The sequence below is a fragment of the Pseudomonas sp. AMR01 genome (assembly GCF_041946035.1).
Taxonomy (GTDB): Bacteria; Pseudomonadota; Gammaproteobacteria; order Pseudomonadales; family Pseudomonadaceae; genus Aquipseudomonas; species Aquipseudomonas antarctica_B.
Genome location: NZ_JAUTYR010000001.1, coordinates 161,981 through 186,169, shown reverse-complemented (window position 1 = coordinate 186,169; position 24,189 = coordinate 161,981). Strand labels below are relative to the sequence as shown.

Sequence of the window (24,189 nt, the reverse complement as noted above, 5' to 3'; positions counted from 1 at the left end):
CCTCTGCGTGACCCCATGGTCGTAACTGCAGCAATTGACCGGACAAAGGCTTCCCATGAGTGAAGATGCGCAAGACGTTGTACTGATCGTCGAGGACGACGAATCGATTATGTTTGTGCTGGGTGAATACCTGGCCGGGCTGGGCTATCGGGTCTTGAAGGCGATCGATGGGGAGCAGGCGTTCGAAATCCTCGCGACCAAACCGCACCTGGACCTGATGGTCACCGATTACCGCCTGCCCGGCGGGATTTCCGGGGTGCAGATTGCTGAGCCGGCGATGAAGCTGCGACCGGAATTGAAAGTCATCTTTATCAGCGGTTACCCGCAGGAAATTCTCGACTGCAACAGCCCGATCACGCGCAACGCGCCGATCCTGGCCAAGCCGTTTGACCTGGACACGCTGCAAGAGCATATCCAGCGCCTGTTGGCCTGAAGCGCCGAAGGGCTGCGAGGCAGCCCTAATCCCTGATCATTTCCCGAACTTTTTCCGTCAACAGGTCGAACGTGAATGGCTTGGTGATCAGTTGCATGCCAGGGTCGAGGAAACCACCGCGAACCGCCGCGTGTTCGGCGTAGCCGGTGATGAACAGCACTTTGAGGCCAGGGCGTATCTGCCGACCGATCTCCGCCAGTTGCCGACCGTTCATGCCCGGCAGGCCCACGTCGCTGATCATCAGATCAATGCGCTGGTCAGACTCGATGATCGGCACGGCCGCATTGGCATCGCCTGCTTCAACATAGGCGTAACCCAATTCCTTCAGCACGGCGCTGACCAACACCCTGACGGCCGGATCGTCCTCGACGATCAAGATGGTTTCGCCCGCATTGGCAAAAGGCAGCATCGCAGGGTTAGCGGACTCTTCCATGAGGACGTCGCCCACAAAACGCGGCAAAAACAAGCTGACCGTTGTGCCTTCGTCGACTTTGCTGTGAATCGTCACATGCCCACGGGATTGCCGGGCAAAACCGTAGATCATCGACAAGCCGAGGCCCGTGCCCTGACCAATCGGCTTGGTGGTGAAAAACGGATCGAACACGCGATCAATCACGTTCGCAGGAATCCCGCAGCCGTTATCGCTGATGCTCAGCTCTACATAGTCGCCGGGAGGGAGCGTGCCGTAGGCGGCTGTGAATACGCTGTCCAGGTGCCGATTGGTGGTTTCTACCACCAGCTTGCCACCGCCGGGCATCGCGTCACGGGCATTGAGTACCAGGTTGAGCAGGGCACTTTCGAGCTGATTGGGGTCGGCTTCGGCGGTCCAGAGTTGCTCTGAAAGGCGCATTTCCAGGACGATGCTTTCATTGATGCTGCGCTGCAGCAATTCATTCATCGAGCTGACTAACCGGTTGATCTCCACAGGCTTTGAGTCCAACGACTGACGGCGGGAAAACGCCAGCAGGCGATGGGTCAGGCCGGCAGCGCGGTTTGCCGAGGTGACGCCCAAGTCGATCAGGCTGTCGAGATCGTCCAGGCGACCACGCGCCACGCGCCTTCTCAGCAACTCCAGGCTACCGATAATGCCGGTGAGCATGTTGTTGAAGTCGTGGGCGATGCCGCCGGTGAGTTGGCCAACCGCTTCCATTTTTTGCGACTGGCGCAACGCCTCTTCATTGGCACGCAGTTGCGCTGTGCGTTCTTCTACCTGTTGCTCCAGCGTCTCAAGCGTGCGCTGCAGGCGCAGTTCGCTTTCACTCAAGTCAATCAGACGGTCGCGCGCCTCATACTGGCGCCGGCGACCGCGCACGGCCGTACTCACAAGACTGATCAAGGTGCTCGGGTGGAAAGGCCGTTCCAGGAAGGTGACATTGCCCAGCAAGCCGCTGAGCCTGGACGAGCCAGCTTGCTCTTTGCCACCGTGGTGCGTCATCAACACGATTGGCATGTCGGACCAGGCCGGTTGCTCACGCAGCCACTCCAGCAGCGGGTCAAGCTCGACACCGCGCAACGCTTCAACCGCAATGATCAGCATACCGGCGCCTTGTTCCAGCGCCTCGCACAACAACGGCAGGTTACCCGTGACGATGCCGCCGTAGCCTGCCTCTTTGAGCATCATTAATGCGAGGGCGCCATCTCGGCCCATGGGCGCAAGGATAATGGCTCGCTCGGACGTCGGGAACAGCACATTCACTCCCCGTGTTCCTTAAGCAGTGGGGCACCTGCGCCCATGTAAGTCGGAACACCGCGCAGCACGCCTTGAAATTCCTCCAGTGGCTCGCCAATGACCATGCCGCCGGTGCCGATGACGTATTCACGAATGGTCGACTCGTGGGTGCCCGTGCGTTTTTTAATCACGGAAATGGCACGACGCACCTTGCCGAGCGCTTCGAAGTAGCGCAACAGCACCACGGTATCCGCCAGGTAGGTCAGATCAACCGGCGCCGCCATGTCGCCGACCAACCCGTGCTGGGCAACGGTCATAAACGTCGCAGCGCCACGCCGGTTCAAATACAGCAGCAATTCGTGCATGTGCAGGATCAGCGAGTTTTCTTCCGGCATGGCCGCCTGGAAGCCGTTGACGCTGTCGATGACCACGGTCTTGATGCCCTGTTCATCCACTGCGCGGCGCACCCGATGAGAGAACTCGCCAGGAGACAATTCAGCGGCGTCAACCTGCTCGATATACAGGTTTCCGGTCGCCTGCAAAGCCTTCAGGTCGATTTTCAACTGGCGCATGCGCTCAAACAGCAGGCCCAGCTCTTCATCGAAGATAAACAGTGCGGCTTTCTCGCCACGCGCAACGGCTGCAGCGGCAAAGAGAATCGAGATCAGCGATTTGCCGGTGCCCGCAGGGCCGAGAATCAGCGTACTGGAGCCGGTTTCGATACCGCCGCCCAGCAACGCATCCAATTCGTTGATGCCGCTGGGCAGCGTTTCACGCACATAACCGGCGCGATGCTCTGCTGCGACCAGGCGCGGGAAAACGTGGATGCCATCGGCGGCGATGGTGAAATCGTGAAAACCGCCACGGTACTTTTGCCCGCGGTATTTGACCACGCGTACGCGACGTCGCTCGGCACCGTAGACCGGCGTCAACTCTTCGAGGCGGATGACCCCGTGAGCGACACTGTGAACGGTTTTGTCGAGGGCTTCGGTCGTCAGGTCGTCGAGCAGAAGCACTGTGGCGTCGTAGCGTACGAAGTAATGCTTGATCGCCAGAATTTGCCGACGGTAGCGCAGCGAACTTTGGGCCAGCAGTCGAATCTCGGAGAGGCTGTCGAGCACCACGCGAGTGGGCTTGACGCGCTCCACGACTTCAAAGATCTGCCGCGTCGCTTCGCCCAGTTCAAGGTCGGACGAATACAACAGGCTTTGCTGGTGTTCCGCGTTGAGGATGCTTTCAGGCGGCGTCAGCTCAAAAACGTGGATGTTGTCATCCAGGTCCCAGCCGTGGGATTTGGCTCCCTGGCGCAGTTCGCGCTCGGTTTCCGACAAAGTGATGTAAAGCGAACGCTCCCCGCGCTTGGCGCCCTCTTGAAGAAAGTGCAGGGCGACGGTGGTTTTGCCGGTGCCGGGCTCACCTTCAAGCAGGAACAAATGGCTTCGAGACAGCCCGCCGGCAAGAATGTCATCGAGACCGACAATACCGGTGGCCGCTTTTTCGCTTAATAACGCATTGGATGTAGACAAGAAGTGCCCTCAGGTCACATACGTGTAGAGTTGCGCGCCCGTTCGAGCGCGCCATAATCTCTTGACCGTGGCGTGATGCGGCGGTTCAAAGGATTTGGAATTTGTACCTGGAGCGGCGGGCGCGAGCTTCACGCCACGCCCGTGGGGCCTAAAGCCCTTGTTGCAGCGCCGGATCATCCGGGTTCTGCTGCTCAAGTTGCGCAAGCAGCACTTGAACGTTCTGCAATTGCCCACTTTCTTTCCAGTAATTGACCAGCAACACACGCGCCTTGCGGTTGGCCGGATTGCGCTGGACGATTTCCTCCAGCTGGCGCTGGGCGGCTTCCAGTTCTTGCTGGGCGTGCAGGGTGGTCGCCAAGTCGTAGCGGTAATCCTGATTGTCCGGTTCCAGCTCCACCGCCTTTGACAGGCCGAGCAGCGCATAAGGGCGCTCGCCATGGTGCAGCAGCCACATGCCCAAGGCATGTTGCAGATACGCCGACTCCGGATGCGCCGCCAGCTGCCGCGCCAATAGCTGACGGGATTCTTCGGTCTTGCCTTGCTTGTCCAGCAACTCAATTTGCGCAACCACGGCCTGCAGGTTGTCCGGCTGCAGGCGTATCGCCTGTTCCAGGGCATTTTGCGCGTCCGGCAACAAGGCGCTGTGGATGTAGAGGCGCGCCAGTTGAATCCAGTTTTCAGCAGACTCGGGCTCGGCCTTGATCTCCTTCACGAACTCGTCGAGCACTTGCTGCAGGGGGCCAAAATACAAGCCCAAGGTATCCGGCGACAGGCCCAGCAACGCGTTGGCCGCGGCAAAACGCACCTCCTGCTCGGGGTCGTCCAGCGCTGGCCCGAGGAGCAACGTACGTTGGCCAGTAGGCACCAGCCCGACAATGCTGTGAATCGCGGCTTCGCGCACCAGTGGCGACGGGTCGGCCAGGTCTTTATCGGCGAGCTTCAGCGCCTGAGGGCTTGGGTAGTTGGGCAGTTCAGCATGCAGTGCGGCGCGGCGCTGAGGAGACAGGTCCGGCCGGCCCAATTGCTGATACAGCACGCGCGCCGCTCCCGGCTCACCGTTATGCGCTTGCCTCAGCGCTTTGGCGTAGCCATGGGCAATGGCAGGCGGCACAACCACCGGAGTGGTGCGGGCAAAAAACCAGGTGACCGACACAATCAACAGCAGGGCGCACAGGCCGACGATGGCATTACGGCGTGACTTTGACATGCAAGCTTCCAAAAACTTATCGCAAAGCGAGCAGCTTCGGTCAGACCATCGCGAGTGTCAAACCCGCATCACTTCAGCACGTAATCCACCGGCTTCAGGGAGGCCGGCAGGTCAGTTTCGGCGAAGCCAATCGGGTCTTCGAGGTCATTTGCGAATCAGCGAACGCACCTCAATGATCATCTCGAGCCGTAGAGGGAGAACAGGATGCCGAAGAGGTAGCGCGATCAATGATTGGCCAAAACAGTCAGCGAGGTTGAAGGCTTTGACCATTGCCGCTGCGCCGCTCTAGAGCGACTATTTGAGGGGTTTACGTCCTGAAAATAAAAATACAGAAGGATTTGAAGCGATGCGTGAGTATTTGGCTGCCACCACCGAGTTTGATTATCAGCACACCGTCGACGCCGCTCTGGCCGGAAACCTGCAGGCGCTCAATGCCTGTGTGGAATGCTGTGACCGCCACGCGCTGCCTGGGCGCATCGCGTTGTTCTGGGAAGGCAAGGACGGGCGCAGCGCCACGTCGACCTTTACCGAGTTGCAGGACCAGGCCTCACGCTTCGCCAATTTCCTGCTGGCCCAAGGCGTCAAGCGCGGGGACAAGGTCGCCGGCCTGTTGCCTCGCACGGCTGAATTGCTGGTGGTGGTATTCGCCACTTGGCGCATCGGTGCGGTGTATCAGCCTTTATTTACCGCATTCGGCCCCAAGGCTATAGAACATCGCCTGAACAGTTCCGGCGCCGCGCTGGTTGTCACCGATGCGATCAACCGGCCCAAGCTGGCAGAGGTGGAACGCTGCCCGACTATTGTGACGGTCGCTGGCGCCAGGGGCGAAGGCATTGTGCGCGGTGACTTCAGTTTCTGGGCTGAACTGCCCAACTATTCCAACGTCTGCGAGCCGGTGTTGCTGGGCGCGGAAGATCCGTTTTTGCTGATGTTCACCTCTGGCACGACTGGCCCGTCCAAAGCACTGTCGGTGCCGCTCAAGGCCATCGTTGCGTTTCAGAGCTACACCCGTGACGCCGTGGACCTGCGCCCCGAGGACGCCTTCTGGAACGTCGCCGACCCGGGTTGGGCCTACGGCATCTATTTTGGCGTGACCGGGCCGTTGTCCATGGGCCATCCGATTACCTTCTACGATGGCCCGTTTACCCTGGAAAGCACCTGCCGGGTCATCAACAAGTACGGGATCACCAACCTCACCGGCTCACCGACCGCTTACCGCTTGCTGATTGCCGGCGGCGAACAGTTCGCGGGCTCGATCAAGGGCAAGCTGCGCATTGTGAGCAGCGCCGGCGAGCCGTTGAACCCGGAAGTGATTCGCTGGTTCGCGGATAACTTGGGCGTGACCATTCACGATCACTACGGCCAGACCGAACTGGGCATGGTGCTGTGCAACCACCATGGCCTGGAGCACCCGGTGCATGTGGGCTCGGCCGGGTTTGCCTCGCCGGGCCATCGCATTGTGGTACTGGACGACAACCATCAGGAATTGCCCGCCGGCCAGCCCGGCATCCTGGCGATCGACCGCGAGCAATCGCCGATGTGCTGGTTCGCCGGCTACGACGGCGTGAACACCAAAGCATTTGTGGGCAAGTACTACCTCAGCGGCGACACCGTAGAGTTGAACCCCAACGGCAGCATCAGCTTTGTCGGGCGCAGTGATGATGTGATCACCACCTCCGGCTACCGCGTGGGCCCGTTCGACGTGGAAAGCGCCCTGGTCGAACACCCGGCCGTGGTTGAGGCTGCGGTGGTCGGCAAACCCTGCCCGGAGCGCACCGAACTGGTGAAAGCCTTTGTAGTAATCAACGCGCAATACCGCGCGACCCCCGAGTTGGCCGAAGAACTGCGCCTGCATGTGCGCAAGCGCCTGGCTGCGCATGCCTACCCGCGAGAAATCGAATTCGTCAGCGACTTGCCCAAGACCCCGAGCGGCAAGCTGCAACGCTTTATTTTGCGTAATCAGGAAATCGCCAAGGCCCAGGCTGCGTTGGCGTAACCCACTTTTAAGGAAACAATGATGCAGATTGAAAACAAGGTATTCCTGGTCAGCGGCGGCGCTTCGGGCCTCGGCGCGGCCACCGCTGAAATGCTCGTGGCTGCCGGTGCCAAGGTCATGCTGGTGGACCTGAACGCTGACGCCGTCGCGGCCAAAGCCCAACAGCTCGGCGACAATGCGCGCAGCGCCGTGGCAGATATCAGCCAGGAGGCCGCCGCTGAAGCCGCGGTGCAGGCCACCGTTGCCGCCTTTGGCGGTTTGCACGGGCTGGTCAACTGCGCCGGTGTGGTGCGTGGCGAGAAAATCCTCGGCAAGAACGGCCCCCATGGCTTGGCCAGCTTTGCCCAGGTGATCAACGTCAACCTGATCGGCAGCTTTAACCTGCTGCGCCTGGCCGCTGCGGCCATTGCCGACACTGAGGCGAATGCCGACGGCGAGCGCGGCGTGATCATCAACACCGCCTCGGTCGCGGCTTTCGACGGGCAAATCGGCCAGGCAGCGTATGCCGCCTCCAAGGGCGCGATTGCCAGCCTGACCTTGCCCGCCGCCCGCGAACTGGCGCGCTTCGGCATTCGGGTCATGACCATCGCTCCCGGCATTTTCGAGACGCCGATGATGGCCGGCATGACCCCGGAGGTGCGCGACTCCCTGGCCGCCGGCGTGCCGTTCCCGCCGCGCCTGGGCAAGCCTGCCGAATACGCCGCCCTGGTGCGCCATATCATCGAAAACAGCATGCTCAATGGTGAGGTTATCCGTCTCGACGGCGCCTTGCGCATGGCGGCCAAGTAAGGAGCATTTCCCATGAACGATCCCATCGTTATCGTCAGCGCCGTACGCACGCCCATGGGCGGATTTCAGGGCGACCTCAAAGGGCTGACCGCGCCGCAACTGGGCGCGGCCGCGATTCGCGCCGCCGTCGAGCGGGCCGGTATCGCCCCCGATGCCGTGGATGAAGTGTTGTTTGGCTGCGTGCTGCCTGCCGGTTTGGGCCAGGCGCCTGCGCGTCAGGCGGCGTTGGGCGCCGGGCTGGACAAAGGCACCCGCTGCACCACCCTCAACAAAATGTGCGGCTCGGGCATGGAAGCCGCCATCCTGGCCCATGATTCGCTGCTGGCCGGCAGTGTCGATGTAGTCATCGCCGGTGGCATGGAAAGCATGTCCAACGCGCCGTACCTGCTCGACCGCGCGCGCAGCGGTTACCGCATGGGCCACGGCAAGGTGTTGGACCATATGTTCCTCGATGGCCTCGAAGATGCCTATGACAAGGGCCGCCTGATGGGCACCTTTGCCGAAGACTGCGCCCAATACAACGGCTTCAGCCGTGAAGCTCAGGATGCGTTCGCCATTGCTTCGCTGACCCGTGCGCAAGACGCGATCACCCATGGCAACTTCGCTGCGGAAATCGTGCCGGTGCAGGTCACCGCTGGCAAGGAGCAGAAAACCATCCTGCATGACGAACAACCGCCCAAGGCCAAACTCGACAAGATCACCAGCCTGAAACCGGCGTTCCGCGAAGGCGGCACGGTGACGGCGGCCAATTCCAGTTCGATTTCCGACGGTGCGGCGGCGCTGCTGCTGATGCGTCAGTCCGAAGCACAAAAGCGCGGGCTTAAACCGCTGGCGGTGATCCATGGCCACGCCGCGTTTGCGGATGAGCCGGGGCTGTTTCCAGTGGCGCCGGTGGGTGCGATTCGCAAGCTGATGAGCAAAACCGGCTGGAACCTGGGCGAAGTCGACCTGTTCGAGATCAACGAAGCCTTCGCCGTGGTCAGCCTGGTCACCATGAGCAAGCTGGAAATCGCCCACGAGAAGGTCAACGTGCACGGGGGCGCCTGCGCGCTGGGGCATCCGATCGGGGCCTCTGGCGCCCGCATCCTGGTGACCTTGCTCTCGGCCCTGCGCCAAAGAGGCCTCAAGCGTGGGGTCGCGGCCATCTGCATCGGCGGCGGTGAAGCCACGGCCATGGCCGTTGAATGCCTGTACTGAGGAGTTTCCATGCTGCCAAATGACGAACAACTGCAAATCAGCGAGGCGGCCCGGCAATTTGCCCAGGAGCGCCTGAAACCCTTCGCCGCCGAATGGGACCGTGAGCATCGCTTTCCCAGGGAGGCGATAGGCGAAATGGCCGAACTGGGCTTTTTCGGCATGCTGGTGCCGGAACAGTGGGGCGGTTGCGACACGGGATACCTGGCCTACGCCATGGCGCTTGAAGAGATCGCGGCCGGCGACGGCGCCTGCTCGACCATCATGAGCGTGCACAACTCGGTCGGCTGCGTACCGATCCTCACCTTCGGCAACGATGCGCAGAAACAACAGTTCCTCACGCCTCTTGCCAGCGGCGCCATGCTCGGTGCCTTCGCGCTCACCGAACCGCAAGCCGGTTCCGATGCCAGCGGCCTGAAAACCCGCGCGCGTCTGGAAGGCGAGCATTACGTGCTCAATGGCTGCAAACAGTTCATCACGTCCGGGCAAAACGCCGGGATCGTGATTGTGTTTGCGGTCACCGACCCGGCCGCCGGCAAGCGCGGGATCAGCGCGTTTATCGTGCCCACCGACTCACCGGGCTACAGCGTAGCGCGGGTCGAAGACAAACTGGGTCAGCACGCGTCGGACACCTGTCAGATCCTGTTCGAGGATGTGAAAGTGCCGGTTGCCAATCGTCTGGGGGAGGAGGGTGAAGGGTACAGGATCGCCCTGGCCAACCTGGAAGGCGGACGCGTCGGCATTGCTGCGCAAGCGGTGGGCATGGCCCGCGCCGCCTTTGAAGCCGCCCGCGACTATGCCCGCGAGCGCGAAAGCTTCGGCAAGGCAATCATCGAGCATCAGGCCGTGGCCTTCCGCCTTGCCGACATGGCCACGCAAATCGCCGTGGCGCGGCAGATGGTGCATTACGCCGCCGCCCTGCGTGACAGCGGCAAGCCTGCGCTGGTGGAAGCGTCCATGGCCAAGCTGTTTGCCTCGGAAATGGCCGAGAAAGTCTGCTCGGCCGCCTTGCAAACCCTGGGCGGTTACGGTTACCTGAGCGACTTCCCGCTGGAGCGGATCTACCGCGACGTGCGGGTCTGCCAGATTTACGAAGGCACCAGCGATATCCAGCGCATGGTCATCTCACGCAATCTTTAAGGAGCCGAAACATGAGTTACGAGACTATTTTGCTCGAGGTGCAGGGCCGCGTCGGGTTGATTACCCTTAATCGCCCGCAAGCCTTGAACGCCTTGAATGCGCAATTGGTCAGCGAGTTGAACCAGGCGCTGGACGGCCTGGAAGCCAACCCTGAAATTGGCTGCATCGTGCTGACCGGCTCGAAAAAAGCCTTCGCCGCCGGCGCCGACATCAAGGAAATGGCCGAGCTGACCTACCCGCAGATCTACCTCGACGACCTGTTCAGCGACAGTGACCGCGTGGCCAACCGTCGCAAGCCGATCATTGCCGCCGTCAACGGCTTTGCCCTGGGCGGCGGCTGCGAACTGGCGTTGATGTGCGATTTCATCCTGGCCGGTGACAACGCCAAATTCGGCCAGCCCGAAATCAACCTCGGCGTACTGCCGGGCATGGGCGGCACCCAGCGCCTGACCCGCGCCGTGGGCAAGGCCAAGGCCATGGAAATATGCCTGACCGGGCGTTTTATCGACGCGGTGGAAGCGGAGCGTTGCGGGATCGTCGCGCGAATCGTGCCTGCCGATGAACTGTTGGAAGAAGCGCTGAAAGTGGCCGCGCTGATTGCCGGCAAGTCAGTGCCGATCAGCATGATGGTCAAGGAAAGCGTGAACCGCGCGTTTGAAGTAAGCCTGTCCGAAGGCGTGCGCTTTGAGCGCCGAGTCTTCCACGCAGCGTTTGCGACCCAGGATCAGAAGGAAGGCATGGCGGCATTCGTGGCCAAACGCGCGCCGGAATTCAAAGATAAGTAAGTAATCCTTTAACGCTGAAGATCAAAATGTGGGAGCGGGCTTGCTCGCGAATGCGGAGTGTCAGTCACCGAATGTTTCGACTGATCCACCGCATTCGCGAGCAAGCCCGCTCCCACATTGGTTTTGTGGCGTACCCGTTAGAGCTGGTAGTTCTTCAGTTCCCGCGCAATCACCATCCGCTGAATCTCGCTGGTGCCCTCATAAATCTGCGTGATCCGCGCATCCCGGTAGTAGCGCTCCACCGGGTAATCCTCCAGATACCCATACCCGCCGTGAATCTGAATCGCAGACGAACAGACCTTTTCGGCCATTTCCGAGGCAAACAGCTTGGCTTGTGACGCCTCCGACAGGCACGGCTTGCCGGCGCTGCGCAGGCGTGCGGCGTGCAGGATCAGCAAGCGGGCGGCGTTCAGTTGGGTTTGCATGTCGGCCAGCAGGTTGGCCACGCTCTGGTGTTCGATGATCGCTTTGTTGAACTGCACGCGGTCACGGGCATAGGCCAACGCGGCCTCGAACGCTGCACGGGCGATGCCCAGCGCCTGAGCGGCAATGCCGATGCGGCCGCCTTCCAGGTTGGATAGGGCGATGGCCAGGCCTTTGCCGCGCTCACCCAGCAGGTTGGCTTCGGGGACGCTGCACTGGTTCAGCGTGACCGCGCAGGTGTCCGAGGCGCGAATGCCCATTTTGTGCTCGGTGCGATCTACCACGAAACCCGGCGTATCGGTGGGTACGAGAAATGCGGAGATACCTTTCTTGCCCAAGTCCGGGTCAGTCACCGCAAACACGATGGCCAACTTGGCGCGCTTGCCGTTGCTGACGAACTGCTTGGCGCCGTTGATCACCCACTGGCCGTCGCGCAGTTCGGCGCGGGTGCGCAAGTTGTGGGCTTCCGAACCGGCCTGGGGCTCGGTCAGGCAGAAACACCCGATGGCCTGGCCGCTGGCGAGGTCAGCCAGCCAGGTTTGCTTTTGTGCAGCTGTGCCGTAGTTGAGAACTGGGCCGCAACCCACTGAATTATGGATACTCATCAGTGCACCGGTGGCACCATCGCCGGCGGAAATTTCTTCAACCGCCAGGGCGTAGGCGACGTAATCGACATAGGTTCCGCCCCATTCCTCCGGCACCACCATGCCCAGCAGGCCCAGTTCACCCATCTTCGCGACCAGCGCGTCATCGATCCAGCCGGCCTTTTCCCATGCTTGGGCGTGTGGGGCAATTTCGCCACGGGCAAAGTCGCGAGCCATGTCGCGGATCATTACTTGTTCTTCAGTATATTCAAGGTCTTGCATGGCTTATCTCCCACTCTGCTTGAAGTTATGGAAGAAGCTTTCGACATGGGCTGGGTCCAGCGCCTCAACCGTGGGCGGGTTCCAGCGCGGGGTTTTGTCCTTGTCGATAATCAACGCGCGCACGCCTTCGATCAGGTCACCGCGTTCGAACCATTGGCGGTCCAGGTGCAATTCGAGCGCAAAGCATTGTTCCAGCGGCAGGCGCCGGCCACGGCGGAGCATTTCCAATGTCACGGCCATGGCCAGTGGCGAACGGGTTTGCATCAGGCCGACGGTGGTCAGCGCCCATTCGTGGCTGTCGGCGACGGTGACTTCCTGCAATTGCTCGATAATGCTCGGCACGTCCGGCAAGTCGAAGAAATGGTCGATGGCAGGGCGCAGGGCGATCAACGGCGCGTCAGGCAACTGCTGCACCGCGAGTTTGGCGAGTACACCTTGCAAATCTTTCAGGGGCGACTCACTCCAGTGCAGCCGGTCGAGCTTCTGGTCGAGTTCGCCGAGCCTGACGCTGTCGATGTACCAGTTCGCCAAGCCACAGTACAGCGCGTCGGCGGCGCGAATCTGCACGCCGGTCACGCCGAGGTAAATCCCCAGCTCGCCGGGAATGCGTGGCAGGAAGTAGCTGCCGCCCACGTCCGGGAAATACCCGATGGCCACTTCCGGCATCGCCAGGCGGCTGCGTTCGGTCACCACACGCAGGTCTGCGCCTTGCACCAGCCCCAAGCCGCCACCGAGGACAAAACCGTCCATCAGCGCGAGTATGGGTTTGCGGTAGTGGTGGACGGCCAGATCCAGTGCGTATTCCTCGACGAAGAAGTCTTCGTGCAAGGTGTCGCCGCTTTTGAAACTGTCGTACAGCGAACGAATGTCGCCCCCGGCGCAGAAGGCTTTGTCGCCAGCCCCACGCAGCGCCACGGCGTGCACCTGAGGGTCATCCGCCCAGGCCTGCAAGTGCCGGGTCAGGCTGCGAACCATGTCCAGCGTGATTGCATTCAAACCGGCGGGGCGATTGAGGGTGAGGTGACCGATGTGGTTGCGGACCTCGGCCAGCACCTCTCCTTGAGATACATCGACACGGCTTGCTTCGGATGAAACCTGAGCAGTCATCTCTAACTCCATGCTTTTATTGTTCTTTATCAAGATGTTCGCGGGCGAACCTTCTCGCGATCGTACCAGTGCAAATTTGCCCCGTACAACCCGGAATCATGCAGGTCGTTTTTGCATTTATGCAGGACGCGTCAGGCGACGCGCCGGGCCAGTACCTCGCCGATACTGCGCCGACGCGCGTGGCCTTCAGCCGCGTGGATCAACTGCTCCAATTCCGTCGGCTCCACGTCGTAGAACTGCTCCATCTCAGCCAGCGCCAGCTTCAAATCGGCTGCAGTGATCGTCGGGTCGGTAGCCACTGGCGCACTGCCCATCACCACTGCCGGTGACTCGGCCGCGCCCTTGGGGTAACGCGTGCGCGTGGCATTGTTATAGGCCAGCGCGCACCCTACCAGCGCCCCTGCGCCAAGCATCACCGCACCCATTTCGTGCCAGCCCAGGGCAATAGACGCCGGGTCCGCTACCACCAGGGTCATGGCAAGGCCGCCGGCCGGTGGGTGCAGGCAACGCAGCCAGCACATCAGCACCACCGTCATACCGGCCGCCAGGCAAGCGCTGCCCAAGGTCCGCCCCAGCACCCTCGCAACCAGCAGTGCAACCACGCCCGCGCACAAATAGCTGCCAATGATCGACCACGGCTGCGCGAGTGCGCCGGAGGACACGGCAAACAACAACACCGCCGAAGCGCCAAGCGGTCCGAGCAGATGCAGCGCCACGTCCATGCCAAACACTTGGGCACACAGCCACACGCTGAACAGCGTGCCAGAGGCCATGCCAATGGCGGCGCGGCTCCATTCGGCAGGGCGGGTATTGATGGCGGCGGGTAAAAGGCGAGCGAGCATGATGGAAAAGGTCCTGAAACAGCGGGCAAAAAAAAGGCCTGCCTGGTCGCCCGGGACAGCCCTTTGAACGTTCCAACAGTCGGGAAGGAACCCGTGCAGTGTGCCGACCCATTTGGCGTCGCGCAAATGCATATTAATGAAGGGTGAATGCAAAAATAATGAAATTAACCGAGTGGCGCCTGTTCAACGGCAACCCGCAAAACTTCGATTCTTTCTTCTGCCTGAAGGCTGTCGATGTCCTCGTCGAACAAGCGTTTATGCAGGCCTTCATGCAGTGCGGGGTCATCCGCCAGCGGGCCTTTCAACGCTACCAGCGCATTGCGCAGGGCCATCAGTCGATACAGCGTCGGTGCTTGTATCAGTAGTAAATCTTCTCGCACGGCATTGTCCTTAATAGAGCGGAGTCGACGCGGTGGTACATAGTTAGTGCGCGTGACGAACGAGTCTACATTTGGGTTCCAGGCACAGGAAGACGCAGCGCACCCGCCATTACGCATAGCTATGTAGGTGCTTTCTTGACAGTTATAACGAAAAACGCCCACTCCTTTCAGAGTGGGCGTCGTTTCTTACAACCGCGCTGGAAGTGCCATCAAGGCGACGGGGCTTTTACCAAATGCAGCAACACAAAAGGGTTCTTGTCGAACTCCCCCGCGACGGTCGGGGTGATCGCGTGCCAGCGCGGGTCTTGCAACGCGTTGTAGTCGTCCGCGCTCATCACCAGCCAGGCAGGCGCTTGCAAGAGGGCCAGGTCTGCAGCGGACTGCGTAAACAGCGGCACCTTGTCGCAATCGAAGTTGACCATGAACTTGATGGCCTTGGCGTCTTTACCCAGGCCATGCAACACCACGGGTGCCGGTTGCTGCGTTATTTGCGCTTTGACGGCCAGGGTGAAGGTGCGCGTGTCGTACAGCGAGCGCTCCAGTGGTTCGACCACAATGATGTAGGTCGACCACAGCGCCAACACCGCAGCAAACGCCGGGGCCAACGGGCGCAGCCTGGATTTGAGCAGGGCCGTCAGCGCCAGGACTTGAAGCACTGCCAGCACCGTGAAGATCAACCCAAGGCTGCTCAGCTGTTCCGGGTAGCGCCGCCGTGCGACCACCAGCCCGATGGCCAATAGCGCCGGCAACACCGTCCAGATCCCCAGCATCAAGCCGCGCAACAGGCCAAACAGTCGCCCTTGAGTGACCTGAAACGGGTAGGCCGCGATGATCGCTGCCATCGGCAACATTGGCAGTATGTAGCGTGCCTTTTTTGCCTGCGGGACCGACAGCCCCAGCATCACCAGCAAACCGGCGGCCGCGCAGTACATCACCAACTGCAAGGCCGGGCCCGGCGTGCGGCGGCCGCCAGCGGCGATAGCGAGCAGTACCAACAGCGCCAGCGGGTAGGCCAGGGCGTAATTGCCCAGCGAGCTGGTGAAGTAATACAGCACGCCGCTGGAACCTTCGGTGCCGTCCATGCGCCCCAGGAATTGCATGCGGATCACGTCCTGCATGAACTCCTCGCCACCACTGAGCTTGGCCAGCAACAACAACAGCCCGACACACGCCGCCAGCAGCGCCAGTGCCAGCACGCCGAAGGTGAACAGTTGTCGCCACTGCCGGTTGAGCGCGTAGTAACTGCACAGCACACCGGTTGGAATGACCAGGCCGATTGGCCCACGGATCGCAAAGCCGAGGATCAGCAGCAGGAACAGCCAGTGCAGGCGTTTCGCGGCGCCAAAGTGATCATGGGCGTAACCCAGGTAGAACACCGCCAACGCCACCGCCGCGAGCATCTGGTCGAGGGACACCGCACGGGTTTCGCTGATGAAGGTGCTGCTGAGCAACAGCATCGCGATGCTCAACAGGCCCCAACGCGTGGAGTAGGGCGCCGTAAGGCGATACACCAGCGTGACGATAAAACCCGAGGCAATGGCCGTCGGCAACCATGCCGTGAAGCTGTTGACTTGCCCCAGGGGCAGGGAAAACAGCCAGGTCAGCAGTGTCGAGGTCGCCAGGTAGTCGGCATACGGTTGCCCATAGGTGGTGGGGAAAAAGCTTGGGCCATGGCGCAGCATCTCCTGGGCAAACACCACGAAGCGCGAGTCAAAGCCGATGATTTCCTGATGCCAGTTACCGACGATAAACAACACCAGCGCCAGGAGCCCAAGCCCCAGCGACTGGTGACGGATCGTTGCCTTCAGCACGGGCGGATGCGCTTTGTTCACCTATCAGGCTTCCTTGACCTGCTGCACCCAGTTTTTCTGAGGAATCGGCAGCTCACAGGAGTCGCCACGCCCCATTGGGAAATACTTGAAGCCTTTGCGTGCCAGACGCTCGCCGTCGTACAGGTTACGACCGTCAAAGATCACCGGGTTTTTCAGGCGATCATGGATCAGGTCGAAATCCGGCGCCTTGAACTGTTGCCATTCGGTGCAGACGATCAGCGCATCTGCGCCGCTCAATGCAGATTCCGGCGTGCCGAGCAGCGTCAGGCGAGATTCGTCGCCGTAGATACGCTGGGTTTCCTGCATGGCTTCAGGGTCGAACGCGCGCACATTGGCGCCTGCGGCCCACAGCGCTTCCATCAGCACGCGGCTTGGCGCATCGCGCATGTCGTCGGTGTTGGGTTTGAACGCCAGGCCCCACAAGGCAAACGTCTTGCCTTTGATGTCGCCTTTGAAGTACGCATTGATGCGCTCGAACAGCTTGCTCTTCTGGCGCTGGTTGATGGCTTCCACCGCTTGCAGCAGGTCGCTGTTGCAGTTGGCTTCCTTGGCGCTGTGGATCAGGGCGCGCATGTCTTTAGGGAAGCACGAGCCACCGTAGCCGCAGCCCGGGTAGATGAAGTGGTAACCGATGCGCGAGTCGGCGCCGATGCCGAGGCGCACGGCTTCGATGTCCGCGCCCAGGTGCTCGGCCAGCTCGGCGATCTGGTTGATAAAGCTGATCTTGGTGGCCAGCATGCAGTTGGCGGCGTACTTGGTCAGTTCGGCGCTGCGCAGGTCCATGAAGATGATGCGGTCGTGGTTGCGGTTGAATGGCGCGTAGAGGTCGCGCATTACTTCACGCACTTCTTCGCGCTCGCAGCCGATGATGATGCGGTCCGGGCGGCGGCAGTCGGCAACGGCCGAGCCTTCCTTGAGGAATTCGGGGTTGGAGACGATATCGAATTCCAGGTGGCGGCCCGCTACGCGCAGGCTTTTTTCGATGTGGGCGCGCAAGGTGTCGCCGGTGCCGACCGGAACGGTGGATTTTTCCACCAGAATCACCGGTGCCACGCGGTGACGAGACACCGCATCGCCCACCGATAGCACGTATTTGAGGTCAGCCGAGCCGTCTTCGTCCGACGGTGTGCCGACTGCAATAAACAGCACTTCGCCGTGTTCAACGGCAAGTTTCTCGTCAAAGGTGAAGTGCAGGCGTCCACTTTCCAGGTTTTCCTTGACCATCGCAGCCAGCCCCGGCTCAAAGATGGTCACATGGCCTTTCTGCAGCGACTCGACCTTGTTCTTGTCTACGTCCATGCAGATAACATCGTGACCGACTTCGGCCAATACAGTGGCCTGCACCAGACCGACGTAACCACTACCAAATACACTGATTTTCATGGGGCATTCCTGGGACTTGTGGTGCTAGCACGACGAGAGTTAATAACCAGTACTCCGAGGATGACCAGTGCCACCCCCAGGGTTTTTGAAAGCGAAAAATGTTCGTTGAACACCGGCAGGCTCGCAGCCAGCAGGTAGACCAACGCGTAGCTGATGCTGAGCAGCGAGTAAGCGCGGCCCAGCGGCAACTGTTTGAGTGCGCCGAGCCAGCAGAGCATCGACAGCGCGTAGGCGATGATCGCCAGCACCACCACGCCCAGGGCGGCCAGGTCGATGGCATTGCTGTTGAACGCGTTGAGCCATTCGGTGGGCAACGGCAGGCGCGTCATGCTCCAGCGCATGCCCAACTGGGCGGCGCTGACCAGGCCGACACTGCCCAGCGCCAGGGCAAACCCTTGCGCGCGGCTCATACGTGACGCCCCAGCAAGACCACACCGCCGATCACCAATGCCACGCCGAGCCAGTGACGGCCGTCGATGTGTTCATGAAACACAAAGCGCGCCATCAGCGTGACCAGTACAAAATTCAGGCTGAGCATGGGGTAGGCAATGCCCACTTCCAGACGCTGCAGCACCAGCAGCCACACCAGCAAACCCAGGCCCAGGCACATCAGCGCCGACCACAGCCACGGCGAACGCAGCTTCGGCGCCAGGCCGTCCGGCTGATCGCGCCAGCTCTCCACGGCAAACTTCTGTGAGACCTGGCCCATACAGGTGAGCAAGCACGCGCCTAACAGGAGACACAACGTGATCATTGCGCGACCTGTGGGAAAATCAGGATCACCAGGTTGCCTTGTTCATAACGCTTGCCGTCCTGAGGCAGCAGGTTCAACTCAGCAACTTCGCCTTCGCCCTTGACCCGCATGACCACGCCGACCGAGCCTTGTTTGCGCGCATCGGTCATCCATTGCTGGACTTCGTTGACGTCGATCCGGCGGTGGGCGGTGTCCGGGTAGGCGATGCCGTATTTCACTTCACCGACGGTGTTGTAGAGGGCAATGTCCGGGCGCCCCAGGCGCCATGACAACGCCGACGCCGCGCCCAGGTCATTACTGAGCAAGGCGCGGGTGGCCTGCAATTCCTGCTGGTGATCAATGATGAACTGATCCGGAATTTTGTTGTAAACCACCGAGTGGGGCAGCGCGGCGGGCACCAACGCCATCAGCAGCCAGCTGCCAACAACCGGCGCAGCCCATAGCTGCAACGGGCGGCTGGCTTGCAGCAGGTTGGCGATGATCCAGCCGAACAGGAACACAAACACCAGGACAAGGCTGGGAGTTTCATGACCGTGCTCATACAGTGGCTGCTTCAACTGGAACCAGCTGATCGCCAGCAACGCCAGCACGCCGAACGCCAGGTTCAGCCAACCGTTGATGCGCAACGCGCGGTCGCGGCCCTGGGTCAACTTGTCGCTCAGGGTCGAGCCCATCAACAACGCCAGCGGAAGAAGGCACGGCATGATGTAGGACGGCAGCTTGCCTTTGGCCAGGCTGAAAAAGGCCAAAGGCATTAACAACCACAGCAGAACAAAGGCCGTTTTAGGCAGGCGTTTCTCTACCCATGCCTGCTTGAACGTGGACGGCAACAATGCGATCCAGGGCAGTGAGAACGCGACCAGCAGCGGCAGGTAAAACCAGAACGGTTCAGCGTGCTGGGCGTCATCGCCGGCAAAGCGCTGGATATGCTCGTGCCAGAAGAAGAAGTTCCAGTAGTCCGGCTCTTGCAGGTGCACAGCCAGCGCCCACGGCAGGCTGACCACAATCGCCACCACCACTGCTACAACGCCGTAGCCGAGCAACTCACGAAAACGTTTCTGCCAGAGAGCGTAGGGCAGGGCGATCAACACCGGCAGCAGCCAGGCAAGAAAGCCCTTGGTCATAAAGCCCATGCCGCAGGCAAACCCGAGCAGCGCCCACGACCACAGGCGAGCGCCGCGCGTGGTGCTGTCGAAGCAGAACCACAACGCAACGCCGGTCAGGTTGACCCAAAAGGTGAACTGCGGGTCGAGGTTGGCGTAGCCGCCGAGCAACGCCACGCTGACAAAGCTCATGTACAGCACGGTGCTGATCAGGCTTTTTTGCGGGTCGTTCCACAGGCGCCGCGACACCAGATACACCAGCACAATGCTCAGCCCGGTGCTCAGCGCCGAGGCAAAGCGCACGCCAAACAGGTTCTGGCCGAAGATGGCCTGGCCCAGCGCAATCATCCAGTAGCCGGCAGCCGGTTTTTCGAAGTAGCGAATGCCCATGAAGTGCGGCGAGGCCCATTTGCCGGTCAGCAGCATTTCCTGGCTGATCTGCGCGTAACGGGTCTCATCGGGAATCCACAAGCCGTGACTGGCCAGCGGTAACAGGTAGAACACGCCAAACGCCAGCAGGAGCAGGGGCAATGCCAGACGCTGAATCATGCCTGCTGCACTCCGAGCCAACCCTCGCGGCCGCTCAGCGCGCCACGTACCAGGTGTTGCTGGGGCAAGGTGGTCACGTCCGCGGGCAACAGCTCGCCCAGGGGTTTAAAGTCGATGCCGCGCTGCCCGGCCTGGGCGAGCAACTGGCGAAAATCTTCAGCCATCAGAATCCCTTCCACTTCTGCGTGAATAGTGTAGACGTTCAGCTTTGACTCGCTGAACCGGTCAAGAATAAAGCTGTTGAAGTCTTTGGCAGCCACCACCGGCCCGACGACTTCGTCGAAGGTCGGCAGGTCCACCGGAATTTGTGGGGTGCCCGCGCTGCCATCGGCCAGTGTCGGCCTGAACAGGCTGGTGCCCCGGCAATCGCTGTTGTAGCGAAAGTTGAAACCTTGCTTGGCTTGCACCACGCGTTCATCGGCGCGCCAACCGGCGGCCGCTGAACAGTCGATACGCTCACCGACGATGTCGCTCAAGGTGTCTACGCCACGTCGAATTTGCTCGATCAGCTGTGCGTCGCTCCAGCGCCCGGTGTTGGCCTGCCAGCCATGGTGATCCCAGGCATGCAGGCCCACTTCATGGCCGGCAGCCTTGGCCTGGCGCATCAAATGCCCCAAGTCACGGCCGATGGGTTTGCCCGGCCAGGCAGTGCCGGCCAGCAAAATATCCAGGCCATACAGGCCAACGGCATTGGAGCGCAGCATCTTCCACAGAAATTGCGGACGGATGAGGCGCCACAAGTGGCGCCCCATGTTGTCCGGCCCAACGCTGAAGAAGAACGTCGCTTTTACCCCTGCTTCATCCAGGGACTCGAGCAACCGCGGCACACCTTCACGGGTGCCACGGTAGGTGTCGACGTCAATGCGAAGACCTGCCTGCATCAGCGCTTGTCCGCGATTTCGAGCATGGCTTCCTTGAGGAAGAAGTCCAGGGTGTTACCGATGGTTTCGCTCATCTCTACGGTCGGCTCCCAGTTCAACAGGCGCTTGGCGTTTTCGATGCTTGGCTTGCGGTGTGCCACGTCCTGGTAACCGGTGCCGTAGAACGCCTTGCTTTCGACGTCGCGGAAACCGGCGAACGGAGGGAAGTTGCTGCGCAGCGGGTGAGCTTCGAACTGACGCAGCAGCTCTTCGCCCAACTGACGGATGCTGGCTTCGTTTTCCGGGTTGCCGATGTTGATGATCTGGCCGTTGCAGACATCGTTGTCGTTATCAATGATGCGCGCCAGCGCTTCGATACCGTCAGCGATGTCGGTGAAGCAGCGTTTTTGCTCGCCACCGTCGAACAGGCGGATCGGCGTACCTTCCACCAGGTTCAGGATCAGTTGGGTGATGGCGCGGGAGCTGCCGATACGTGCCGAATCCAGACGGTCGAGGCGCGGGCCCATCCAGTTGAACGGACGGAACAGGGTGAAGTTCAGGCCTTTGTCGCCGTAGGCCCAGATCACGCGGTCGAGCAGTTGCTTGGACACCGAGTAGATCCAGCGCTGCTTGTTGACCGGGCCAACCACCAGGTTGGAGGTGTCTTCGTCGAAGTACTGGTCCTGGCACATGCCATAGACTTCGGAGGTCGACGGGAAGATCACGCGCTTGTTGTACTTGACGCAGTAGCGAACCAGTTTCAGGTTCTCTTCGAAGTCGAGTTCGAATACGCGCAGCGGGTTACGGGTGTATTCGATTGGCGTGGCGATGGCCACCAGCGGCAGGACCACGTCGCACTTCTTGATGTGGTACTCGATCCACTCGGAGTGAATGCTGATGTCGCCTTCCACGTAATGGAAGTTCGGGTGGCTGCGCAGGCGCTCGATGGCGTCGGAGCCGATGTCCAGGCCGTAGATTTCATAACGGTCGTCACGCAGCAGGCGCTCGGACAGGTGGTTACCGATAAAGCCGTTCACACCCAGGATTAGCACGCGGGTGCGGCGCGGCTTGCGGCCGGACTCGGCGCCGCGCAGCACGGAGCCATCAACCAGGCCCAGTTCGTCAGCCAGGGCAGGGCCGGCCAGGAACAGGCCGTTCTCGTTGCGCTGGCCGAACTTGACCACCAGGGAGTCTTCGCCGCAAGCGATGCGCAGCGGGTTAACGCTGATCACGCGACCTGGCGCCATGCCTTCGTTGCCCTTGACCACGTCGGCTTGCCAAACGATCAGTTTGTGCTCGCCCACCGCGCAGAAAGCACCCGGGTACGGTTGGGTGACAGCACGGACCAGGTTGAACAGTTCTTCAGCCGGCTTTTTCCAGTCCAGCTTGCCATCGGCCGCGGTGCGGCGACCGAAGTAGGTGGCTTCGCTTTCGTTCTGGGCCGTTTCACTCAGCTTGCCTGCGGCCAGTTGCGGCAGGGCGTCGCGCAGCAGGTTGGCGGCGGCGTCACGCAGTTTGGCGTGCAGGGTCAGGCCGGTGTCTGTACGGTCGATGATGACTTTTTGCTGGGCGAGGATAGCGCCGGCATCGGCACGTTTGACCATGCGGTGCAGGGTCACGCCGGTTTCGGTTTCACCATTGACCAGCACCCAGTTAGCCGGGGCGCGGCCACGGTATTTAGGCAGCAGCGAGCCGTGCAGGTTGAACGCGCCTTTGCGGGCGGTGGCCAGCAGCGGCTCGCTCAGCAGGTTGCGGTAGTAGAAGGAGAAGATGTAGTCCGGGTTCAGCTTGGCAATACGCTCAATCCACAGCGGGTGGTTGGCGTCTTCCGGTGCGTGCACCGGGATGCCGTTGCGGGCGCAGAGTTGGGCGACGGAGCCGTAGAAATTGTTTTCCTTGGGGTCGTCGGCATGGGTGAACACGGCAGCAATGTCGTAGCCGGCAGTCAACAGGGCTTCAATGCCTGCACAGCCAATATCGTGGTAAGCGAAGACAACAGCTTTTGAATTCATGACGAAACCTGATCGGAAGGAGAAGTAGAGGTGTGGGATGACACCAGGCCGTCAACAACGACGACTGGAGCCGGTGCTGCCGGTGTATTGCGCAGCACTTTTTCAATAAAGAAGCGTGGGCGAGCCCGCACATCGCTGTACATGCGGCCCAGGTATTCACCCAAGAGGCCCATGCCGATGAACTGGCCACCGGTGAACACGAACAACACCGCGAACAGCACGAACATGCCGTCGCCAGCCCACTCGGCACCGAAGGCCAGCCGCAGGATGATCAGCGCAAGGGCGAACAGCACGCCCAGCGCGGCCAGGCTGAAGCCCACAATGCTGAGCAGGCGCAGCGGGGTGGTGGTCATGCAGGTGAGCAGGTCGAACATCAGGCTGATCAAGCGCATCGGGCTGTATTTTGATTCGCCGTGTTCACGCTCGGCGTGATGCACCAGAATTTCGGTGGTGTGGCGGGCGAAGCCGTTGGCCAGGATCGGAATAAACGTGCTGCGTTCGCGGCAGGCGAGCATGGCGTCGACGATGGTGCGGCGATACGCGCGCAGCATGCAGCCGTAGTCGGTCATGGCCACGCCGGTGGAGCGTTGCACGGCCAGGTTGATCAGGCGCGAAGGCCAGCGGCGGAAAGCCGAGTCCTGGCGGTTGTTGCGTACGGTGGCAACCACGTCGTAGCCCAGGGCGGCTTGTTCGACCAGGCGCGGAATCTCTTCGGGCGGGTTTTGCAGGTCGGCGTCGAGGGTAATCACCACCTCGCCACGGCACTGCTCGAAGCCGGCCATGATCGCGGCATGCTGGCCGTAGTTGCGGTTGAGGATCACCGTCACCACGTGGCTGCCTTCTTCAGCGGCTGCGTCTTCCAGCAGTTGGGCCGAAGTATCGCGACTACCGTCATCCACCAGGATGATTTCGTATTCGTAGGCCAGTTGCTTGCAGGCTGCCGTTGTGCGGCGCAGCAATTCAGGCAGGCTCTCTTGTTCGTTGTAGACCGGGATGACGATCGACACGCAATGAATAGGGTAGGGTTTCAAAGATTCATGACCTCGGGGCTAGAGCAGGTTGGAGCGTGAAAACAGCAGTAATCAGCGGCTGATGGCTCAGTAACACTGATTAAATATAACGTGGGTTTACGGTGTTCATTTGACGTTCCTGAGACAGGCAGTGGTTTCTTCCAGGGTTGATCGCAGTAAAGACCAAAAACGTGAAAGGTAAAGCGTAATCAACAGGTTAGTCGTAGAACACGCGGCTTGTTCTCAAGTCCTGGGGCAGAGATTAAGCGGAAAAATGTTGAACGAATATGAAAGGCTGATGAAAAACTCGTTTATTTGACAGGTAGACA

At 60.9% G+C, this 24,189-nt stretch carries 21 protein-coding genes; 6 read left to right on the top strand and 15 right to left on the bottom strand.

Going from position 1 to position 24,189, the window contains the following annotated elements:
• Positions 1-55: 55 nt before the first annotated feature.
• Positions 56-433 carry a response regulator gene (locus tag Q7C20_RS00800; protein WP_049713300.1) on the top strand — a complete coding sequence of 126 codons (378 nt, stop codon included), beginning with the start codon at positions 56-58 and terminating at the stop codon, positions 431-433.
• Between the two features lie 25 nt (positions 434-458).
• On the opposite strand, the gene Q7C20_RS00795 is transcribed toward Q7C20_RS00800, so the two are convergent.
• From Q7C20_RS00795 to Q7C20_RS00785, 3 genes are all read right to left on the bottom strand, one after another.
• Positions 459-2,081, bottom strand: coding sequence for an ATP-binding protein (locus tag Q7C20_RS00795; RefSeq protein ID WP_375064843.1), 1,623 nt, complete (start codon positions 2,079-2,081; stop codon positions 459-461).
• Positions 2,082-2,125: 44 nt separating this feature from the next.
• On the bottom strand, positions 2,126-3,628 hold the full coding sequence (locus Q7C20_RS00790) for an ATPase domain-containing protein (RefSeq protein WP_375064478.1): 1,503 nt from the start codon (positions 3,626-3,628) through the stop codon (positions 2,126-2,128).
• Positions 3,629-3,776: 148 nt separating this feature from the next.
• Entirely contained in the window at positions 3,777-4,835 is a 1,059-nt protein-coding gene (locus tag Q7C20_RS00785) for a hypothetical protein (protein WP_375064476.1), read from the bottom strand.
• A gap of 346 nt (positions 4,836-5,181) precedes the next feature.
• Here Q7C20_RS00785 and Q7C20_RS00780 point away from each other — a divergent pair, with 346 nt between their 5' ends.
• The 5 genes from Q7C20_RS00780 to Q7C20_RS00760 are packed head-to-tail and all read left to right on the top strand — an operon-like array spanning position 5,182 to position 10,739.
• Positions 5,182-6,831 carry an AMP-binding protein gene (locus tag Q7C20_RS00780; protein ID WP_375064474.1) on the top strand — a complete coding sequence of 550 codons (1,650 nt, stop codon included), beginning with the start codon at positions 5,182-5,184 and terminating at the stop codon, positions 6,829-6,831.
• 21 nt (positions 6,832-6,852) lie between these two features.
• Entirely contained in the window at positions 6,853-7,620 is a 768-nt protein-coding gene (locus tag Q7C20_RS00775; protein ID WP_375064472.1) for an SDR family NAD(P)-dependent oxidoreductase, read from the top strand.
• 12 nt (positions 7,621-7,632) lie between these two features.
• Entirely contained in the window at positions 7,633-8,817 is a 1,185-nt protein-coding gene (locus Q7C20_RS00770; RefSeq protein WP_375064470.1) for an acetyl-CoA C-acyltransferase, read from the top strand.
• A gap of 9 nt (positions 8,818-8,826) precedes the next feature.
• A complete protein-coding gene (locus Q7C20_RS00765) occupies positions 8,827-9,954 on the top strand; it encodes an acyl-CoA dehydrogenase (protein WP_375064468.1) in 1,128 nt (375 codons plus the stop codon).
• Positions 9,955-9,965: 11 nt separating this feature from the next.
• On the top strand, positions 9,966-10,739 hold the full coding sequence (locus tag Q7C20_RS00760; RefSeq protein WP_375064466.1) for an enoyl-CoA hydratase: 774 nt from the start codon (positions 9,966-9,968) through the stop codon (positions 10,737-10,739).
• A 137-nt stretch (positions 10,740-10,876) separates the two neighbouring features.
• Here the strand turns inward: Q7C20_RS00760 and Q7C20_RS00755 are convergent, their stop codons facing one another.
• From Q7C20_RS00755 to arnC, 12 genes are all read right to left on the bottom strand, one after another.
• The gene (locus Q7C20_RS00755) at positions 10,877-12,028 is read right to left on the bottom strand and encodes an acyl-CoA dehydrogenase family protein (protein WP_375064464.1); all 1,152 of its coding nucleotides are present in this window, start codon (positions 12,026-12,028) and stop codon (positions 10,877-10,879) included.
• Between the two features lie 3 nt (positions 12,029-12,031).
• Positions 12,032-13,135 carry an enoyl-CoA hydratase/isomerase family protein gene (locus tag Q7C20_RS00750; protein ID WP_375064462.1) on the bottom strand — a complete coding sequence of 368 codons (1,104 nt, stop codon included), beginning with the start codon at positions 13,133-13,135 and terminating at the stop codon, positions 12,032-12,034.
• Between the two features lie 131 nt (positions 13,136-13,266).
• Positions 13,267-13,977: an HPP family protein gene (locus Q7C20_RS00745; protein ID WP_375064461.1), complete on the bottom strand. Its 711-nt coding sequence runs from the start codon at positions 13,975-13,977 to the stop codon at positions 13,267-13,269.
• 164 nt (positions 13,978-14,141) lie between these two features.
• Complete coding sequence (locus Q7C20_RS00740) at positions 14,142-14,357, bottom strand: hypothetical protein (RefSeq protein ID WP_348055178.1); 216 nt, start codon at positions 14,355-14,357, stop codon at positions 14,142-14,144.
• 209 nt (positions 14,358-14,566) lie between these two features.
• On the bottom strand, positions 14,567-16,189 hold the full coding sequence (locus Q7C20_RS00735) for an ArnT family glycosyltransferase (protein WP_375064459.1): 1,623 nt from the start codon (positions 16,187-16,189) through the stop codon (positions 14,567-14,569).
• Between the two features lie 3 nt (positions 16,190-16,192).
• A complete protein-coding gene (locus Q7C20_RS00730; RefSeq protein ID WP_348055174.1) occupies positions 16,193-17,572 on the bottom strand; it encodes a UDP-glucose/GDP-mannose dehydrogenase family protein in 1,380 nt (459 codons plus the stop codon).
• A complete protein-coding gene (arnF, locus tag Q7C20_RS00725) occupies positions 17,569-17,982 on the bottom strand; it encodes a 4-amino-4-deoxy-L-arabinose-phosphoundecaprenol flippase subunit ArnF (RefSeq protein ID WP_348055172.1) in 414 nt (137 codons plus the stop codon). Before arnF ends, Q7C20_RS00730 begins: the two co-directional genes overlap by 4 nt.
• On the bottom strand, positions 17,979-18,326 hold the full coding sequence (arnE, locus tag Q7C20_RS00720; protein WP_348055170.1) for a 4-amino-4-deoxy-L-arabinose-phosphoundecaprenol flippase subunit ArnE: 348 nt from the start codon (positions 18,324-18,326) through the stop codon (positions 17,979-17,981). Before arnE ends, arnF begins: the two co-directional genes overlap by 4 nt.
• Positions 18,323-19,978, bottom strand: a complete 1,656-nt coding sequence (arnT, locus tag Q7C20_RS00715) for a lipid IV(A) 4-amino-4-deoxy-L-arabinosyltransferase (protein WP_375064456.1) — start codon at positions 19,976-19,978, stop codon at positions 18,323-18,325. Before arnT ends, arnE begins: the two co-directional genes overlap by 4 nt.
• Entirely contained in the window at positions 19,975-20,859 is an 885-nt protein-coding gene (arnD, locus tag Q7C20_RS00710) for a 4-deoxy-4-formamido-L-arabinose-phosphoundecaprenol deformylase (RefSeq protein ID WP_375064455.1), read from the bottom strand. Before arnD ends, arnT begins: the two co-directional genes overlap by 4 nt.
• Complete coding sequence (arnA, locus tag Q7C20_RS00705; protein WP_375064453.1) at positions 20,859-22,850, bottom strand: bifunctional UDP-4-amino-4-deoxy-L-arabinose formyltransferase/UDP-glucuronic acid oxidase ArnA; 1,992 nt, start codon at positions 22,848-22,850, stop codon at positions 20,859-20,861. Before arnA ends, arnD begins: the two co-directional genes overlap by 1 nt.
• On the bottom strand, positions 22,847-23,881 hold the full coding sequence (gene arnC / locus Q7C20_RS00700) for an undecaprenyl-phosphate 4-deoxy-4-formamido-L-arabinose transferase (protein WP_375064451.1): 1,035 nt from the start codon (positions 23,879-23,881) through the stop codon (positions 22,847-22,849). Before arnC ends, arnA begins: the two co-directional genes overlap by 4 nt.
• Positions 23,882-24,189 lie beyond the last annotated feature (308 nt).

Coding starts and splice junctions, on each gene's coding strand:
- Q7C20_RS00800 (WP_049713300.1), top strand. CDS start 56: ATGAGTGAAGATGCGCAAGACGTTGTACTGATCGTCGAGGACGACGAA.
- Q7C20_RS00795 (WP_375064843.1), bottom strand. CDS start 2,081: ATGGGCCGAGATGGCGCCCTCGCATTAATGATGCTCAAAGAGGCAGGC.
- Q7C20_RS00785 (WP_375064476.1), bottom strand. CDS start 4,835: ATGTCAAAGTCACGCCGTAATGCCATCGTCGGCCTGTGCGCCCTGCTG.
- Q7C20_RS00780 (WP_375064474.1), top strand. CDS start 5,182: ATGCGTGAGTATTTGGCTGCCACCACCGAGTTTGATTATCAGCACACC.
- Q7C20_RS00775 (WP_375064472.1), top strand. CDS start 6,853: ATGCAGATTGAAAACAAGGTATTCCTGGTCAGCGGCGGCGCTTCGGGC.
- Q7C20_RS00770 (WP_375064470.1), top strand. CDS start 7,633: ATGAACGATCCCATCGTTATCGTCAGCGCCGTACGCACGCCCATGGGC.
- Q7C20_RS00765 (WP_375064468.1), top strand. CDS start 8,827: ATGCTGCCAAATGACGAACAACTGCAAATCAGCGAGGCGGCCCGGCAA.
- Q7C20_RS00760 (WP_375064466.1), top strand. CDS start 9,966: ATGAGTTACGAGACTATTTTGCTCGAGGTGCAGGGCCGCGTCGGGTTG.
- Q7C20_RS00755 (WP_375064464.1), bottom strand. CDS start 12,028: ATGCAAGACCTTGAATATACTGAAGAACAAGTAATGATCCGCGACATG.
- Q7C20_RS00750 (WP_375064462.1), bottom strand. CDS start 13,135: ATGACTGCTCAGGTTTCATCCGAAGCAAGCCGTGTCGATGTATCTCAA.
- Q7C20_RS00745 (WP_375064461.1), bottom strand. CDS start 13,977: ATGCTCGCTCGCCTTTTACCCGCCGCCATCAATACCCGCCCTGCCGAA.
- Q7C20_RS00730 (WP_348055174.1), bottom strand. CDS start 17,572: ATGAAAATCAGTGTATTTGGTAGTGGTTACGTCGGTCTGGTGCAGGCC.
- arnF (WP_348055172.1), bottom strand. CDS start 17,982: ATGAGCCGCGCGCAAGGGTTTGCCCTGGCGCTGGGCAGTGTCGGCCTG.
- arnE (WP_348055170.1), bottom strand. CDS start 18,326: ATGATCACGTTGTGTCTCCTGTTAGGCGCGTGCTTGCTCACCTGTATG.
- arnT (WP_375064456.1), bottom strand. CDS start 19,978: ATGATTCAGCGTCTGGCATTGCCCCTGCTCCTGCTGGCGTTTGGCGTG.
- arnD (WP_375064455.1), bottom strand. CDS start 20,859: ATGCAGGCAGGTCTTCGCATTGACGTCGACACCTACCGTGGCACCCGT.
- arnA (WP_375064453.1), bottom strand. CDS start 22,850: ATGAATTCAAAAGCTGTTGTCTTCGCTTACCACGATATTGGCTGTGCA.